The following is a 15,831-nucleotide window of genomic DNA, read 5'->3' on the forward strand; positions in this document are numbered from 1 at the left end:
CGCAACCTCATACCGGGTTATGCGCAGAACCCCGGAAGCGTGCTAGTTGCGGACTTCCTTGTACTCCACGTACTTGGAGTAGGGGGCGGTCAGCACGAAGCTCTTGTACTTGCCCGTCGCGCAGTTGCTCCAGGTGTAGTGGAGGTTCCCGTACGACTTGAGCTTGCGGAACCCGCGCGACACCACCAGGGTCCTGTGCGGCTTGACCGGAACGGTGTCGCTGACCGACCTGGTGATGCTGCTCTGCTTCTCCAGGCCGCCGCCGACCTTGATGTTCACCTCGGAGAACACCCACGCCTTGAAGGTCACCGAGCCCTCGACGTTGACGTTCCACTTGGTCTGCGCCTGCTTGGTGAGGCTGTAGGTGCGCTGCACGGTCCGGGACGTGCGGTTGATGAGCTCGTCCCGCTCGCCGGTCGACTGCTTGTACTTGACCTTCCGCTGGACCTTGACCGACCAGCCGGGGTCGCAGTGCGGGCCCGCCGCCTGGACGGTGCCGCCCGCCTCGCCGGGCACGGTGCCGGCGGACGCCGGGACGGCCGCGGTGAGGGCCGTCCCCACGCCCAGGGCGGCGGTGAGGACCGTTCTCGACAGGGTCGCTCGCATTGTTCTCCCTACCTCGGTGCGCGACCGGGTGCCGATCGCGTCCGGTTCAGGATGTCGGCGGGGCGTCGTCGGCGGCTTGAACTTTCGTGCTCAGTCCGATGCGCAGCGCGAACGGCCGGCAGGCGGCGGTGGGGCGGGTCAGTCCTGTAGCAGGGCGTCGCGGACGGGGATCCAGGCCAGGGCGGAGCGGATGCCGTCCTCCAGGGACAGTCTCGGGGTCCAGCCCAGGAGTTCGGCGGCGCGGTCGCTCTTGGTGTAGCCGCCCGCGACGTCACCAGGGCGGGGGTCGGTGTCGACGGTTTCCAGGGGTGTGTCGGCGACGCGGTTGAACGCCGCGCACAGCTCCCGGACGGTGGTGCCGGAGCCGCTGCCCAGGTTGATCGCGATCGAGCGGGTGGGGTTCCTGAGGATGGAGTCGAACCGTTCGATCGCCGCGACGTGGGCTGCGGCGAGGTCCCAGACGTGGACGTAGTCCCGGATGCCCGAGCCGTCGCGCGTGGGGTAGTTCGTCCCGGTGATCGGGAACGGACGGCCCTCCTGGTGTGCCTGGAGGATCATGCCCAGGGAGTGGCTGGGCCGCCTGAGCTGGAGGCCGGTGCGCATCTTCGGGTCGGCGCCGATGGGGTTGAAGTAGCGCAGTGACAGGACGCGCGGTCCGGTCACGGCGAGGTCGGCGAACATCTCCTCGCACACGGCCTTGGTGCGGGCGTAGGGGCTCTGCGGCGCCAGTGGCGAGTCCTCGTTGACGGGGGAGCCGTCCTGGGCCTGGTAGATGGAGGCCGAGCTGCTGAAGATGACGCGGTCGCAGCCGTTGCGGTGCAGGTGGCTGACGAAGGCCAGGCTCTTGGCCACGTTGGCCTCGTAGTAGCCGACGGGGTTCGTGACGGACTCGGATACCACGATCAGCGCGGCGCAGTGCACCACGGTGGAGATCTCGGGGTGTTCGGAGAAGATCCGGTCGATCAGGGGGCCGTCGGCGATGTCGCCCTCGTAGAAGGTGCGGCCCTTGGTGAACTCCCGGCGGCCCCGGACGAGGTTGTCGAGGATCACGGGTGTGATGCCCGCCTCCAGGCAGGCTGAGGCGACCGTGCTGCCGATGTAACCGGCTCCACCCGCGATAAGGACCTTCACCATGGCTTTCCCCCGGCCTTGTTCGAATCCCAGTTGGCGATCGACAGCAAGGCTAGCGGGCGACCAGGCAGGGAAGAACGAGGACCCAAGGCGGTCAGGAGTCGTGGACGACGACGGCGCAGTCGCCCACCGCCGGGTGGGCGCGGAGGGCGGCTTCGATCTCGCCCGGTTCGATGCGGACGCCTGAGATTTTCACCTGACGGTCGACGCGGCCGAGGTACTGGAGCGGACCGTCCGGGCCGAGGCGTCGCACCGCGTCGCCCGTCCGGTAGAGCCGTGAGCCGGCGGGGGAGAACGGGTCGCGGAAGAACGCCTCGCGAGTGCGGTCATGGCGGCCGAGGTAGCCGCGTCCGACGCAGGTCCCGCCGACGAACAGTTCGCCGACCTCGCCTGGCTCGGCCGCCCGCCAGCCACCGTCCCCAGCGACCAGGACGTACAGGGACGTGTTGGCCACCGGCGTGCCGATCGGGAGGTGGCGCAGCGCGAGGTCGCCGTGCGTGACGACGTGGTGGGTCACGTCGTCGGAGCACTCGGTCGGTCCGTAGGCGTTCAGGAGGGTGACGCCGGGCAGCTCGTCCAGACAGCGGCGGGCGAGGGCGATCGGAAGCTCCTCGCCGGTCGCGAGCAGGTGCCGCAGCGTGGGCGAGGACGGCTCCGGCGCGTCCAGCATCAGCCGCAGCATCGTCGGGACGAGTTCGAGGATCGTGACGCCCTCGCGCCGGACGAGTCCCGCGAGCGCGACGGCGTCCCGCGCCGTGTCATCGTCCACGACCAGCACCGATCCGCCCGTCAGCAGCGGCGCGAGCAGCTGCCACACCGAGATGTCGAAGCCGAGCGGGCCGGTCTGGGCGAGGACGTCGTCCGGGCCCATGTCCAGGTCGCGGACCTTGCTGAACAGGTGGTTCAGCATCCCGCGCGCCTCGACCACCGCGCCCTTCGGCGCGCCCGTCGAGCCTGAGGTGAACAGCACGTAGCGCGGGGCCGAGGGATCGGCTGGCGCGGCTCCGGACCATCCAGGACGATCCGCGTCGGCAGCGCGCAGCAGCGGCACCTCGGCGAGCGTCGAGCCTTCCACGATGGCGGGGGAGGAGGCCGGGGAGTCGTCCACGGTCAGCAGCGCGACGGCGTGCGTCTGTTCCAGCACGTCCGCGACGCGCCGCGCAGGCCAGGACGGGTCGCACGGCAGGTAGACGGCCCCGAGCAGCTCGATCGCGAGGAACGCCGCGACGACGGCCGCGTTCCGTGCGCCGCCGACCATGACGACCGTGCCCGGTCCGGCCCCGGCGTCCGCGAGCAGGGCGGCGACGCGGCGGGCCTCGGCGGCGAGGTCGGCGTAGGTCAGGGTCCGGTCGCGGTCGCGCACGGCGACCCGGCCGGGGTCCGCCGCGTCCTCGACCCACGCGAACACCGGACGGTCGAGCCGGACCGGCTCCTCACGCGCCATCCGCAGCAACCGGGCACGCCGGAGTTCCGCCTCGGAAATGTCCAGTGCGTCGAGCTGGCCGACGCCGAGCAACTGACTCTCGATTCCCGCGCCTTGGACCACGGTCCGGACGCTAGCCGCTCATTCGAACGGCGAACAGGGAAGGGCACACGCCGCCATTCCCGCCCCATCGGCACTCCATCCGACCGCCATTCACCCGCGCATCGGTGGCGCGGTGGTGGAGCCCCACTGGCGTGCGCTTGCCACCCTGCCCCGGGCCGCGCGAGCGTGGACGGCGAATCGTCTCCGGACAAGGGCGGGCACGATGCGCAGACCGACCCGGCTCGGCCACGTCGAGGTGCTGTCCACCTTTCCGGAGAAACCCGTCGAACGGGCCCCGGTCACCGAGACGACGCCGGTGATCATCCGTGGTTCGGGGACCCTCGGCAAGGTCGCCGGATGGACGCCCGAGCACCTTTCCGGGAAACTCGCCGGCCGTGATCTGGCGATCAGCGTCGCGGACGCCGACGGCGGCTTCCGCTACGACCCCGACACCCCGTCCGGGCTGAGGTACACCGACATCCCGGGCGCCGATCTGGCCCGCGAGTTCCGCGCCGACACGCGCAAGCTCTGCCTCCAGCAGGCGCCGATCGAGTCGGACCTGCCCGAGCTGCTCGACGAGCTGACCGTCCCGCCGTACGTGCCCGCGGACAAGATCAACGACATCAATCTGTGGATGGCCTCGTCGGCGTCCCGGACGCCGCTGCACTTCGACGACATGCACAACGTGTTCGCGCAGGTCGAGGGCCGCAAGCGGTTCCTGCTGTTCAACCCGGCGCAGTTCGACGTCCTCTACCCGGGGCCGATCAACACCCGCACCGAGAGCTTCAGCCGCGTCGACCTGTCCCGTCCCGACTTCCGCCGCTTCCCGAGGCTCGCGGGCGTCGAGTACTGGGAGGCCGTCGTCTGGCCGGGCGACATGCTGTTCATGCCCGCCTACTGGTGGCACCAGGTCTCCTCGCAGGACCTGTCGGTCTCGGTGAACTACTGGTGGCGTCCGGACGTCCGCGACGTCCTGTGCCCGGCGTTCCACCGGCAGCTGCACATGAACATCAACCTCGAGGACGTCCACTCCCTCTTCGAGGGGTTCGACCTGGACGGCCTCGGAGCGGGCGGCGGCACGCCCGCCCTGCTGGCCCTCGCCGACCTCGTCCTCGCGGACGGCGAGCCCGGCGCGGCCCTCCGCGTCTGCGGCGGCGTCGCCGTGGCCGCCCTCCGCGACCGCTGCCGCGCCCTCGGCCTCCCCTCGGACGGCCCGGCCGCCGGGCTGCTCGACGTCCTCGCCGAGAAGGAGGACGTGGCCGGGGAAGACGCCCTCCGGGTGTGCCTGACGCGCGCGCTGGCCGTCCGTCCCGGCCAGTCCGTCCCTGCCGCCGAGGCCGCCGGACTCATCGAACGCCTTCGCGCCGCGCTCTGACCAGGCGTTTCGCTCCTCCCTCGCGCGTTTCGCGATCACGTCGGGTGGAAACTCCGATATGCACATGCTAACTTTCCTTTGCATGTGCGGAGGAGGTGGCGTGACGACCGGGGATGAACTGCTCCGCGCGCTCGCGGCGCTCGACAACCCGCACCGGCTGCGGATCCTCGCCGTGCTCGCGGGCGAGCGCGACTACGTCAGCAACCTCGCGCGCGAGCTGGGCATCAGCCGCCCGCTGCTCCAGGTGCACCTGCGCAAGCTGGAGGCGGCGGGGCTGGTGACCGGCAACGTCGAGGTGTCGCCGGAGGGGAAGGCGATGAAGTTCTACGAGATCGCCCCGTTCCGGCTCGAGCTGACCCCCGAGGCCGTGCGGCGGGCGGTGCGGACGCTGTCCGCACCGGAGGACAGGAAGGTGGACGACTGATGGACGGTCACGATCTCGCGGAGGTGGCCGGCGCGATCGGCATCTTCGCCTTCATCACCACCGTGATCACGGTGATCATCGTGCAGGTGGGGGCGACGATACGGGCGCGCGCGGCGCTGGCCCGCGAGGCGGAGTTCCGCAAGATGGCGGAGACGGGCATCGAAACCCAGCAGCAGATCGAGAAGCAGCTCGCCGAGACGGCCCGGAGCCTGGGCGAGATGGAGAAGAGGATGAGCTCCCTGGAGAAGGTCCTGCTCACCGTCGAGTGAGCGGGCGGAGCACCGAACGGAGCCGGGTCGTCGAGCGGCCACTCGACGACCCGGCGTGAAGAGGCACCACAGCCCGCCCGGGAGACCGGGCGGGCTCTCACAGCAGCACGCCTTCACCCGAAAGGACAGCACTTCATGCTGCCTGAACGCAAACCGATCACCGAGCGCGTCGCGGGGTGGTCGGCACGGCACCGGACGCTCGCCATCACCGGATGGCTCATCCTGGTCGTCGTGGCGATCCTCGGCGCCGGGGCCCTCGGCCTCGACCAGAAGAACAGCACCGACCCCGGCGAGTCCGGCCGCGCCGACCGCGTCCTGGGCGTCGACTCCGGTTACATCCCCCCGCTGGAGAACGTCCTGGTCCAGCGCCGCGACGGCGGGACGGCCCGGTTCCCGGCCGACGCCGGACTCCGCGCCGCCACCCGCGAGCTGGTGACGGCGCTGCGCCCGCACGGGACCGTCCGGTCGCCGCTCGACAATCCCGCCCTGGTGTCGAAGGACGGACGGTCCGGCCTGGTCACCGTGCAGATCGCCGGGCCGCACGAGCAGTTCCGGGCGCACTACGACGGCGTCGTGAAGGCCGTCGCGGACGTGGCGGCGCGGCACCCGGACGTCCGCCTGGCGCAGGCGGGGGACAAGAGCCTCTCGGACGCGGTGACCAGCGGCATCAAGGACGACATGAAGCGGGCCGAGTACTTCTCGCTGCCGCTCACCGTCCTGATCCTGCTGACCGTGTTCGGCTCGCTGGTCGCCGCGGGGATCCCGCTGATCCTCGCGATCACCACGGTCGTCGGGACGTTCGGCCTGCTGCGGCTCGCCGGGCACTGGGTGCCGGTCAACAGCGCCGCGTCCTCGATCGTGCTGCTCGTCGGCATCGCCGTCGGCGTCGACTACTCGCTGTTCTACCTGCGCCGGACGCGCGAGGAGCGCGCGGCGGGACGGACCCCGGCCGAGGCGCTGCGCGTCGCGACCCGCACGTCCGGGCACGTCGTGGTCGTCTCCGGCCTGACCGTCATGCTCTGCCTCGCCGGGCTGCTGTTCACCGGCCTGGACAACTTCAAGGGCCTGACCGCCGGAACCGTCCTGGTCGTCGGCCTCGCCATGGTCGGCTCGGTCACCTTCCTGCCCGCGCTGCTCGCCGCGCTCGGCGCCCGCGTCGACGCCCTGCGCCTGCCGTGGATCGGCCGCCGCCGCACCGTCGCCGCCCCGTCCCGCTTCTGGACGGCCGTCGCCGAACGCGTCGTCCGGCGTCCGCTGGTCTGGGGCGGGCTGGCCACGCTCGCGCTGGTCCTGCTGACCGTGCCCGCGCTCGGCCTGCGCCTCCAGGACGCGGCGGTCACCGACAGCCTGCCCAAGTCCGTCCCCGTGGTGGACGCGGCGCTGCGCATGCAGTCGGCGTTCCCCGGCAGCCCGTCACCCGCGTCCGTCGTCCTGTGGGAGAAGAAGCCCGGCGCGCTGGACGACCCGTCCGTCGCGTCCGCCGTCAAGGGCCTGCGCCCGACCGTCACCGCCCGCGACGGGAACGTCCTGGTCGCGCGGGTTCCGCTCGCGCACTTCGGCACCGGGGCCGAGGCCAACCGCTCGCTTCTCGACCTGCGCCAGCGCAGCGACACCGCGTTCGGCCGCATGGACGGCGTCGGGCACGCCGTCGCGGGCAAGACCGCCTTCGCCTACGACTTCACGCGCGTCATCAAGGACCGGACGGCCGTCGTCGTCGGGGCCGTCCTGGCGCTGGCGTTCGTCCTGCTGGCCGTCGCGTTCCGCTCCCTGGCCGTCCCGCTGGTGTCGATCGCGCTCAACCTGCTGTCGATCGGCGCCGCGATCGGCGTGCTGGCCTGGGGCTTCCAGGACGGCCACCTCGGCGGCGCGCTCGGCTTCACCGCCTACGGCGGGGTGATCGGCTGGCTGCCGCTGTTCATGTTCGTGATCCTGTTCGGCCTCAGCATGGACTACCACATCTTCATCCTGAGCCGGATCCGCGAGCACCGCGCCGAGGGCCTCCCGGCCCGCGCCGCCGTCGTCGCCGGGGTCGGCGCGACCTCGGGCGTCGTCACCAGCGCCGCGGCCATCATGACCTGCGCGTTCAGCGTCTTCGCCGTGCTGACGGCGATCGAGTACAAGATGATGGGCGTCGGCCTGGCCGCCGCGATCCTCATCGACGCCACGCTCGTCCGCGGCGTCCTGCTCCCCGCCGCCCTCGCCGTCCTCGGCGACCGCCTCTGGAAGCCGCCGACGGAACCCGCAGGCCCGAAGGCAGCGGACAAGACGGCCTCCGCGATGCCATCCGTGTGACCTGACCAGCCAGAACTCCCGCCCGGCCCGGTGACGACAGCCGTCACCGGGCCGGGAACAGCAGCACCCGGCTGATCTCGAACCCCCTTCGTCGGCAAGACGACCTGGTGCGCGCCGCCCGTCGGCTCCGCCGCTCACGTCGTCGACACTGAGGGAGCGCCTCTCAGCCGGTGAGACATATGGACATTGTTCATAAATCTGTCACACTGACCCGATCGTGATCGGGAGGTCTGGGTGACGGACGACGCGCGGGCGGCGCTCGAGCTGGTACGGGATCCGGGGCAGTTCAAGTGGTACGTGATACCGCTGCTGCTGGTCGTCCTGTACGTCTACGCCGTGGAGGCCGAGCGGCGGAACTGGAACGTGCTGTTCGCCGGGCTGGCGCTCTGGGGCATGGACTGGTTCAACGAGATCTGGAACGCCCTGGTCTTCCACTTCACCGACCGGGCGCCGGTGTGGGGCGCGCGGGGCGCGACGGCCTACCAGATCCTCATCGGGCTGAACATCGAGATCTGCTTCATGTTCGCGGTCATGGGCGTGGCGGCGGCGAAACTGCTGCCGCCGCGCGAGACCCGCATCCTCGGGCTGCCGAACCGCCCGGTGCTGGTCGCGGTGAACTCGGCGCTGGCGGTCGGGGTGGAGGTCCTGCTCAACCGGGCGGGCGTGCTCACCTGGGACTGGTCCTGGTGGCGCGCCGGTTTCCCCGTGCTGATCCTCCTGGTCGGGTACGCGCCGTTCTTCGTCGCCTGCTTCGCCGTCCACGACATGGCGAAGGTGCGGACGAAGGCGCTCACGGTGGGCGCGATCCTCGGCGTCGACGCCCTCGCCCTCGCCGTCTTCGGCTCCCTGGGATGGCTGTGACGGAACGCCGCGCGGACCGGCCACGGGCTGGACGACCGGCGCTCGAGGCCCCTCAGTCCACGGGGAGCGGACGCCGCACCCTGCGACGAAGGACGCGGGTCAGCTCCCAGCCTCCCCTGGCGAGGAGGCCGAGCACGGCCACGACCATCGCGAGGCCGACGAACGCGCCGAGCGCCGCCACGAACCGGTTGCTGGTCGCGGAGTGGACGCTGGCGTTCGCCGGATCCCCGTCCTTGTAGTGGACGCGGATCCGGTCGCCGGTCTTTGCCCGTCCGACCTCGGAGAACACGTGGGGCGACCCGTCCGCCGAGGTGAAACGCACCTGGATCCGCTCGGTGCGCGCGTCCCGCGAGTCGTGCTCCTGCCAGTGCGCGACGACCGTCCCGTCCGCGCTCGACCGGAGCGACGAGGCGTTCGTCAGGTGGTCGACCCCGGCCGTGATGAGCCCGACCCCGAGGCCGAGTAGGAGGACGCAGAACGCGGCCAGGGCGATCCCGAACAGGACCTGGACGGCGAGGAGGGCCCGCGCTCCGATCCTCTGCCACGGCATCGCGCGTCCACCGGCTCCCATCCGCCCAGTGAAACACGCACGGACCCCCACAGACCAGACAACACGTGATCTCGGCCCGCTCTAGGGTTCGGCGTCCAGGTCGATGACGGTGTCGGCGGACGCGATGACCGCGGGGTCGTGTGTGGCGACCACGGTGACGCAGTCGTGGGCGCGGGTGCGGTCGGAGATGAGCGCGGCGATCGCGTCGGCCTGGGAACGGTCGACGGCGGCGGTCGGCTCGTCCACCAGGAGCAGCCTGGGGCTGAGGAACAGCGCGCGGGCCAGGGCGACGCGCTGGCGCTCTCCGCCCGACAGCTGGTCGGGCCGGTGCCTGAGGCGATCGCCCAAGCCGACCTCCTCCAGGGCCGTGACGGCCCGGGGCCGGTGCCGGCGGGTGCCCTCACCTGCGACGTAGGTCGCGGCCAGCAGTTGCTCGGTCGCCGTCAGAGCGCTGAGCAGGTTGCCCGTCTGGAACATGTAGCCGATCCGCTCGCGGCGGAGGCGGGTGCGTTCACCGTCGCTGAGCCGCGTGATGTCGGCGCCGTCCAGCTCGACGGCGCCGCTGTCGGGGGAGAGCAGGGCGCCCGCCACCGCCAGCAGCGTGGACTTGCCGGACCCGGACGGGCCGACCAGCGCGGTGACCTCGCCGGGGGCGAACGTCGCGGTGAAACCGCGGAGGACGGGGGTGCGGGTCTGACCGTGCCCGCGGGTGACGGTGACGGCCGAGAGAAACAGGCTCATCGCGCGGCTCCGAGCATCGTGAGCGGGTCGGGGGTGGTGACGCGCCGGAGCGTCAGGCAGGTACCCGCCAGGCCGACGAGCGCGACGGCGGCGAGCGTGGCGAGGAGCGTTCCGGCGGGGAGGCTGAACGGCACGGCCGCGCCGAGCAGGAGCCCGGTCGCCAGCGCGAGCGCGCCTCCGGCGACCGTCCCGGCGACGACGACCACGGCCGCCTGCATCACGGTGTACGACAGCAGGCGGCGGCGGGACGCGCCGATGGCGCGCAGCAGCGCCAGCTCGGGCGCGCGCTGGACGGTCCAGACCGCGAAGAACGCGCCGACGAGCAGCGGGGCGATCAAATACAGGAACACCTGGATCGACGACATGGTCACCCGCTCACCCTTGTAGCCGGGAGCCGCCTCCAGGACCTTCGACATGGGCAGCGTCGACGTGCCCAGGGCGCGGTCGGCGGCGGTCAGGTCGGCGCCCGCCTTGACGCGGAGTACCACACCGGACGCGTCCCTGGGCAGCCGGTCGGCCGCGGTCCGTGCGCCGGGCACGCCGAAGCGGATGTCGCGCCAGGTGTCCAGCGGCAGGTACGCCGCCGGGACGTGGCCGTAGGACAGGTCGTCGGTCACACCGGTGACCGGGAGCTTCAGGCCCAGCCGGTCGACCGTGACGGTGTCGCCGACGCGGACGCCGTCGGCGGCGAGCTTCCCGGACACGACCAGCCCAGGCCGGGCGGCGTCCAGGCCGGTTCCGCGCCGCACCGGGGGAGCCGGGAACGTCCCGGGCTCGACGCCGAACGCGGCCATGTCGATCTCCAGGCCGCGGTCGGTCGTCCCGCGCGTGATGGTGACGCCCAGCGGCGCGGCCTCCACGCCGGGGCGCTGCCGCCAGCCGGTGACCGTGGTCTCGTCCACGAGGCTGCGGTTGAACTGGTCGGATCTGGCGCCGGTCGCGAACGCGACGTGGGTCGCGGGGAGCGCGCGCAGGGCGGAGACGGTGTCGTTCCCGAGGCCGGTGGTGAAGCCCGACACGATCCCGACGAGCGCGGCGACCAGCATCACCACCAGGCCCATCAGCAGGAAGCGGCCACGTGCCGCGCGGATCTCGCGCAGGGCGAGGAACAACGGAACCTCCAAAGTTAGAGACGCTGTGTCGCTAACTTAGCGGATGGCGACAGGGTGTCCGCAAACCGGGGACTACGATGAGGACGTGCCGAAGATCTCCGCCGCCACGGTCGCCGACCACCGGGAACAGCAGCGCCGGGCGCTCGTCCAGGCGGCCCGGGAACTGCTGGGGGAGGGCGGCGACGCCGACCGGGTGACCTTCGGTGCGGTCGCCGAGCGCGCCGGGCTGGCCCGCAACAGCGTCTACCGCTACTTCCCCGACAGCGCCGCCCTGTTCGCCGCCGTCGTCGCCGACGCGACCCCACGCTGGACCGCCCACATCACGGCGCGGATGGCCGCCGCGGAGACCCCCGTCGACAGGATCGCGGCCCACGCGCTCGCCCAGCTGGAACTCGTCCGCGACGGCGAGCACCGCATCGCCCGCGCCCTGGCCGCCGGCCGCGACCGCGCCGCCCTCCGCAAGGACGCCGCCCAAGCCCACCAGGGAATCCTCGAACCCCTCGTCCTGGCCCTCACCGAACTGGGCGACAACGACCCAGCCCAAACCGCCGCCCTCCTCCAGGGCCTGGTCAACGCCGCCACCCTTGCCCTGGAGGACGGCGCCGACTTCGCCACCCTGAGCACCAGAACCCAATCCCTGATCAAAGCCTCCCTAACCGCCATCACCCCCGGCCGCCAGTAGGCGGGTCCGGGGGCGGCGGCATGGCTGCGGGGGTGGGTTAGATGTGGACCTCGGTGTGTTGGGGGAGGTCGGTGGAGGAGGGGCCGATCCAGATGGAGCGGTCGCCGGTGCCCAGCGTCCAGGCGTGGCGGGTGGTGTTCCAGTAGCTCAGCTGGCGGTCGTCCACGTCGATGCGGATCCGGCGTGACTCACCGGGGCGCAGGCCGACCTTCTCGTAGCCGCCGAGCGAACGGACTGCCTGGGGCGCGGAGACAGCGGCGGCGGGACCGACATAGAGCTGGGTGACGGCCTCACCGGCTCGGTGCCCGGTGTTGGTCACGGTGACGGTCGCCTGCAGGCCGCCCCGAACGCGCCGCACCTTCAGGTCCCGGTAGGAGAAGGTCGTGTACGACAGGCCGTATCCGAAGGGGAACAGCGGCTTGACGTTCTGCTTGTCGTACCAGCGGTAGCCGACGTAGATGCCCTCGCTGTAGTGCTCCTGCAGGTTCACGCCGGGGAAGCGGCGGGGATCTCCGGCGACCGGGGTCCGGGCCTCGGTGGCGGGGAAGGTCTGGCTCAGCTTCCCCGAGGGGTTCGCGTCGCCGAACAGCAGCCGCGTGGTCGCCTCGGCGCCCCTCTCGCCCGGGTAGTACATGTTCAGGACGGCGGCGGTGCGGTTCAGCCAGGGCATCGTGATGGACGAGCCCGTGTTGAGCACCACCACGGTGCGCGGGTTGGCCGCGGCCACCGCCGAGATCAGGGCGTTCTGGGACCCGGGCAGCGCCAGCGAGGACCGGTCGACGCCCTCGGTGCCCTCGTCGTGGGCGAAGACGACGGCCGTCCTGGCGCGCTTGGCGGCCCGCACCGCGGCGGCGATGTCGTCACGGACGAGCTTTGGGGTGGACCAGGCGAGCCGGACCCGCTGGGCCGCGTCCGCCGGTGCGGCGGCCTTGACGGTCAGGGTGTGCTTTCCGGCGGTCAGGCGGGTGGTGGCCGGCCAGTTGGTCAGTCCGTCGGTGGTCGGGATGACGCTCGCGCCGAAGAATCCGTCGGCGGTGACCAGCTCGGTGCCGTCGAGGGTGAGGGAGCCGGTGCCGCCGGAGATCTGCAGGCCGAGCCGGTAGTCGCCGGTCTCGGGGACGGTGAGGGTGCCGGTGTAGTCGAAGGTCTTCCCGGCGGACACCGTGGTGTCGACGGGGGTGGCGGGGCTGAGCGCCGAGGCCGGGACGGTGACGCCGTCGATGTTGGTGCCGACCGAGTAGCCGACCTTGGCACCGGCTCCGGCCCTGGCCCTGATGGCCTTGAGAGGCGCGGTCGCCGAGTCCGGGATCACGTGGGAGCTGCCGCCGCCGGTGATCAGCGGGACCCGGGCGGTCGGGCCGATCACCGCGATGTCGCGGCCCGCCTGACCGGTGAGGGGGAGCGCGCCGTGCTCGTTGCGCAGCAGCACGGCGCCGGACTCGGCGACCCGCTGGGCTGCGTCGGCACCGCCTGCGGCGTCCCTGGTCGGCCGGTGCCGCCGTCCGTCGAGCAGGCCGAAGCGCTGCATCTGGCCGAGGATCCTGGCCACCGAGTGATCGAGCGTGGCCATCGGGATCCGGCCGCTCGTCAGCGCGTCGCGCAGCGGCTTCTTGAAGTACGCCGGGAAGGTCGGGCCGAAGGAGTCACCGGGCATCTCCTGGTCCAGGCCCTTGGTGATCGCATTGGGGCCGTGGTTGGCGCCCCAGTCAGACATGACCCAGCCGCGGAAGCCCCAGCGCTCCCGCAGGACGGTGTTCAGCAACCGGTCGTTCTGGCAGGCGTAGGCGCCGTTGAGCCGGTTGTAGGAGCACATGACCGCGCCGGCGCCCGCATCGATGGCCGCGTGGAAGCCCTGCAGCTCGATCTCCTGGAGCGTCTGCTCGTCGACGTTGACGTTCACGCCCGGGCTGAAGATGCCGCGGTCGGTCTCCTGGTTGTTCGCCGCGAAGTGCTTGACGGTCGCGATGAGCCCCTGGGACTGGATCCCGCGCACCTCGGCGGCGACCATGCGGGAGGAGAGCAGCGGGTCTTCGCTGAACGTCTCGAAGTTGCGGCCCGCCTGGGGAACCCGGATGGTGTTGACCATGGGGCCCAGCAGGACGTCCTGGCCGAGCGCGCGCCCGTCCCGGCCGATGACCTGGCCGAACCTGCGGGCCAGCCGGTCGTCGAAGGACGAGGCCAGCGCCACCGGGGCGGGCATCGCGGTGGCGTGCTCGGCCACCCGGACCCCGGCCGGGCCGTCGGTCAGCCGCAGCTCGGGGATGCCCAGGCGGGGAACGCCCGGGATGTATCCGGCCTCGCCCCGGTCGTGCGGGTCGCTGGTGCCGCTCACGAAGCCCAGCTTCTCGTCCAGCGTCATCCTGCCGACGAGCGTCCGTACCCGGCCGGACGGGCCCGGTGGACTTTCGGCGACCGCCGTGCCTGAGGTGACCAGCGCGACCGTGGCGGCGAGCGCGCCGACGCGCAGGAATCTGTCAGGGAAACGCATGACAAGGACCTTTCGGAGGATGGGCGGAGATCAGTTCGCGTCCCAGAAGTCACACTGGTGCTGGGCTCGGTACGCGGCGAGGGAGATGGGCGTGCTCCGTCCGCCCGGACGCAGCGACAGCATCGCGCCGGACGGCAGGCCCGGCCATCGGGCCAGGTGGTGCCGCGACGCGTTGGGAGTGGTCCGGCGGACGAACGATCCCCAGTAGTGGCTCATGTCGTCGGCCAGCGTGCGCTGGGCGGCGGTGAAGTACGGGGTGATCGGGGTGCCGTTGTCGAAGCTCGGGAAGAGATACGGCAGCTCGCCCGCGTGCGGCGCGCCCCACTCGTACCCGGGCGGCGTGCCCGGGGTGAGACCGGGGAAGTGCCGGTCGTCGAACTGGTACATGTGGGCGCGGGTGGCGGCGGAGAGCCGCCGTGCCAGCTTGAGGGTCGGGCAGCCTCCGATGTCGGCGATCAGCCCCGAGTCCGTGAGGATCGCGGCGATCGCGTACGTGGGGGCGTAGGGGCCGCTGTAGTCGCTCAGCGGATAGCGCTTGAAGACCTCGGGGGCGCGTGCCCCGAACGTGTCGGTGACGAACTCCCGGTAGGAAGCCGGGGTGCGGTCCCAGTCGAGCGCGAAGGTCCGGCCCTCGTCATGGTTGACGCCGAAGATCATCGGTACCCGCTGGATGCGGCCGGCGGCGACGGCGTCGGCGGGGGCGGTCGGCAGCGGGCCCCCGCCGCTCACGAGACCGAAGTTCGTCTCCGCGCTCGCGTCCAGCAGTTCGGCTGCGGGCTTGGCCCGCAGGCAGGCGACCATGGTCGCCGGGTCAGCGCAGCCGACCGACCGGGCGAAGGCGGCACCGGCGGGCTCGGCCTGGGCCCGCGGGGTCGACGCGCAACTGCCGCTCTGCATGATCGCGGCGCGGAACAGCCCGGCCGAGCCGGGAGCGGCCAGATGCGCGCACACCGAGACGGCCCCGGCCGACTCGCCGCCGACGGTCACCGCGCGCGGGTCACCGCCGAACGCGGCCGCGTTGGCCCCTGTCCATCGCAACGCGGCCTGCTGGTCGAGCAGTGAGTAGTCGCCACCGAGCCCGCCCCTGCCGGAACCGCCGCCGGAACCGCCGCCGGGCCCGGCGAGGGCTAGCAGGCCGAAGGCGTTGAGCCGGTAGTTGGCGGTGACCACGACCACGTGGTTGTCGGCGGCCAGCTTGGCCCCGTCGTACTGCTGGGCTCCGCCGTTCTGCAGGCCACCGCCGTAGATGAAGAACAGCACCGGCAACCGGCCGCGCGCCCCGGCGGGCCGGAAGACATTGGCGTACAGACAGTCCTCGGCGTCCGACCGCGGACCGTTGCCGCTCGCGAGTTGTGCGCAGGCCGGGCCGTAGGACGTGGCCTGCCGGACGCCGTTCCACCGGCGCGCCGGGGCGGGCGCGGCGAAACGGCGGTCTCCCACCGGGGGCGCGGCGAACGGGACGCCGAGGAACTTGTCGACCCCGTCGACGGTGGAGCCTCGCACCACGCCGTGGTCGGTTCGGACGGTCGCGGCCGGGCTGGCGGCCTCGGCCTGTGCCGCGTGGACCACCGACGCCGGCAACGCCAGCGCGACGGCGGCAGCGAGCAGACGGTACCTGACCATGCGCATGCACCTCCTGGGCCGTCCTCGGTACCCCCGCCGGGACGCCGCCTTCTGTAAGCGAACGACAAAATCGGCCAATCGCTTGACCGGATTTCTCCGGTGACGGGACCGAAGCGAATCTGCCTGCGGAGCCTAAAATTCGCTAGTAGGCA

14 protein-coding genes are annotated in these 15,831 nt (G+C 71.9%); 6 read left to right on the forward strand and 8 right to left on the reverse strand.

Annotation, left to right across the window (positions count from 1 at the left end):
- Window positions 1–42: 42 nt before the first annotated feature.
- The 3 genes from P696_RS0101875 to P696_RS0101885 all read right to left on the reverse strand — a co-directional run bounded on the left by P696_RS0101875 (window position 43) and on the right by P696_RS0101885 (window position 3,283).
- Window positions 43–606, reverse strand: a complete 564-nt coding sequence (locus P696_RS0101875) for a hypothetical protein (protein WP_026410995.1) — start codon at window positions 604–606, stop codon at window positions 43–45.
- Window positions 607–744: 138 nt separating this feature from the next.
- Complete coding sequence (gene galE, locus P696_RS0101880; protein WP_211245580.1) at window positions 745–1,740, reverse strand: UDP-glucose 4-epimerase GalE; 996 nt, start codon at window positions 1,738–1,740, stop codon at window positions 745–747.
- Between the two features lie 91 nt (window positions 1,741–1,831).
- Window positions 1,832–3,283 carry an amino acid adenylation domain-containing protein gene (locus P696_RS0101885; protein ID WP_026410997.1) on the reverse strand — a complete coding sequence of 484 codons (1,452 nt, stop codon included), beginning with the start codon at window positions 3,281–3,283 and terminating at the stop codon, window positions 1,832–1,834.
- A 202-nt stretch (window positions 3,284–3,485) separates the two neighbouring features.
- On the opposite strand from P696_RS0101885, the gene P696_RS51920 reads away from it, so the two are divergent.
- The 5 genes from P696_RS51920 (at window position 3,486) to P696_RS0101910 (ending at window position 8,483) form a co-directional block, all read left to right on the forward strand.
- Entirely contained in the window at window positions 3,486–4,637 is a 1,152-nt protein-coding gene (locus tag P696_RS51920) for a cupin-like domain-containing protein (protein ID WP_051466589.1), read from the forward strand.
- A gap of 100 nt (window positions 4,638–4,737) precedes the next feature.
- Window positions 4,738–5,061, forward strand: coding sequence for an ArsR/SmtB family transcription factor (locus tag P696_RS0101895; RefSeq protein ID WP_245627467.1), 324 nt, complete (start codon window positions 4,738–4,740; stop codon window positions 5,059–5,061).
- Window positions 5,061–5,330 (forward strand): hypothetical protein, encoded by a 270-nt coding sequence (locus P696_RS0101900; protein WP_026410999.1) that lies wholly within the window; start codon window positions 5,061–5,063, stop codon window positions 5,328–5,330. Before P696_RS0101895 ends, P696_RS0101900 begins: the two co-directional genes overlap by 1 nt.
- Before the next feature lie 135 nt (window positions 5,331–5,465).
- Window positions 5,466–7,622 (forward strand): MMPL family transporter, encoded by a 2,157-nt coding sequence (locus P696_RS0101905; protein WP_026411000.1) that lies wholly within the window; start codon window positions 5,466–5,468, stop codon window positions 7,620–7,622.
- A gap of 234 nt (window positions 7,623–7,856) precedes the next feature.
- The gene (locus P696_RS0101910; RefSeq protein ID WP_026411001.1) at window positions 7,857–8,483 is read left to right on the forward strand and encodes a hypothetical protein; all 627 of its coding nucleotides are present in this window, start codon (window positions 7,857–7,859) and stop codon (window positions 8,481–8,483) included.
- Between the two features lie 52 nt (window positions 8,484–8,535).
- On the opposite strand, the gene P696_RS0101915 is transcribed toward P696_RS0101910, so the two are convergent.
- Genes P696_RS0101915 through P696_RS0101925 form a run of 3 tightly spaced genes read right to left on the reverse strand, consistent with a single transcriptional unit; the run spans window position 8,536 to window position 10,898 of the window.
- Complete coding sequence (locus P696_RS0101915) at window positions 8,536–9,054, reverse strand: DUF3592 domain-containing protein (RefSeq protein ID WP_084336659.1); 519 nt, start codon at window positions 9,052–9,054, stop codon at window positions 8,536–8,538.
- Between the two features lie 60 nt (window positions 9,055–9,114).
- Window positions 9,115–9,774, reverse strand: coding sequence for an ABC transporter ATP-binding protein (locus P696_RS0101920; RefSeq protein ID WP_026411003.1), 660 nt, complete (start codon window positions 9,772–9,774; stop codon window positions 9,115–9,117).
- Window positions 9,771–10,898, reverse strand: a complete 1,128-nt coding sequence (locus P696_RS0101925) for an ABC transporter permease (RefSeq protein WP_245627468.1) — start codon at window positions 10,896–10,898, stop codon at window positions 9,771–9,773. The genes P696_RS0101920 and P696_RS0101925 overlap by 4 nt, the downstream gene beginning before the upstream one ends.
- Before the next feature lie 73 nt (window positions 10,899–10,971).
- Here P696_RS0101925 and P696_RS0101930 point away from each other — a divergent pair, with 73 nt between their 5' ends.
- Window positions 10,972–11,568, forward strand: a complete 597-nt coding sequence (locus tag P696_RS0101930) for a TetR/AcrR family transcriptional regulator (protein WP_026411005.1) — start codon at window positions 10,972–10,974, stop codon at window positions 11,566–11,568.
- A 37-nt stretch (window positions 11,569–11,605) separates the two neighbouring features.
- Here P696_RS0101930 and P696_RS0101935 read toward each other — a convergent pair whose 3' ends face one another.
- Together P696_RS0101935 and P696_RS42630 are read right to left on the reverse strand one after the other, a co-directional pair.
- Window positions 11,606–14,056: a glycoside hydrolase family 3 C-terminal domain-containing protein gene (locus P696_RS0101935; RefSeq protein WP_026411006.1), complete on the reverse strand. Its 2,451-nt coding sequence runs from the start codon at window positions 14,054–14,056 to the stop codon at window positions 11,606–11,608.
- A 30-nt stretch (window positions 14,057–14,086) separates the two neighbouring features.
- Window positions 14,087–15,679 (reverse strand): carboxylesterase/lipase family protein, encoded by a 1,593-nt coding sequence (locus tag P696_RS42630; protein WP_051466591.1) that lies wholly within the window; start codon window positions 15,677–15,679, stop codon window positions 14,087–14,089.
- Between the last annotated feature and the right edge of the window lie 152 nt (window positions 15,680–15,831).

This window comes from Actinomadura oligospora ATCC 43269 (genome assembly GCF_000518265.1).
Classification (GTDB): Bacteria; Actinomycetota; Actinomycetes; order Streptosporangiales; family Streptosporangiaceae; genus Spirillospora; species Spirillospora oligospora.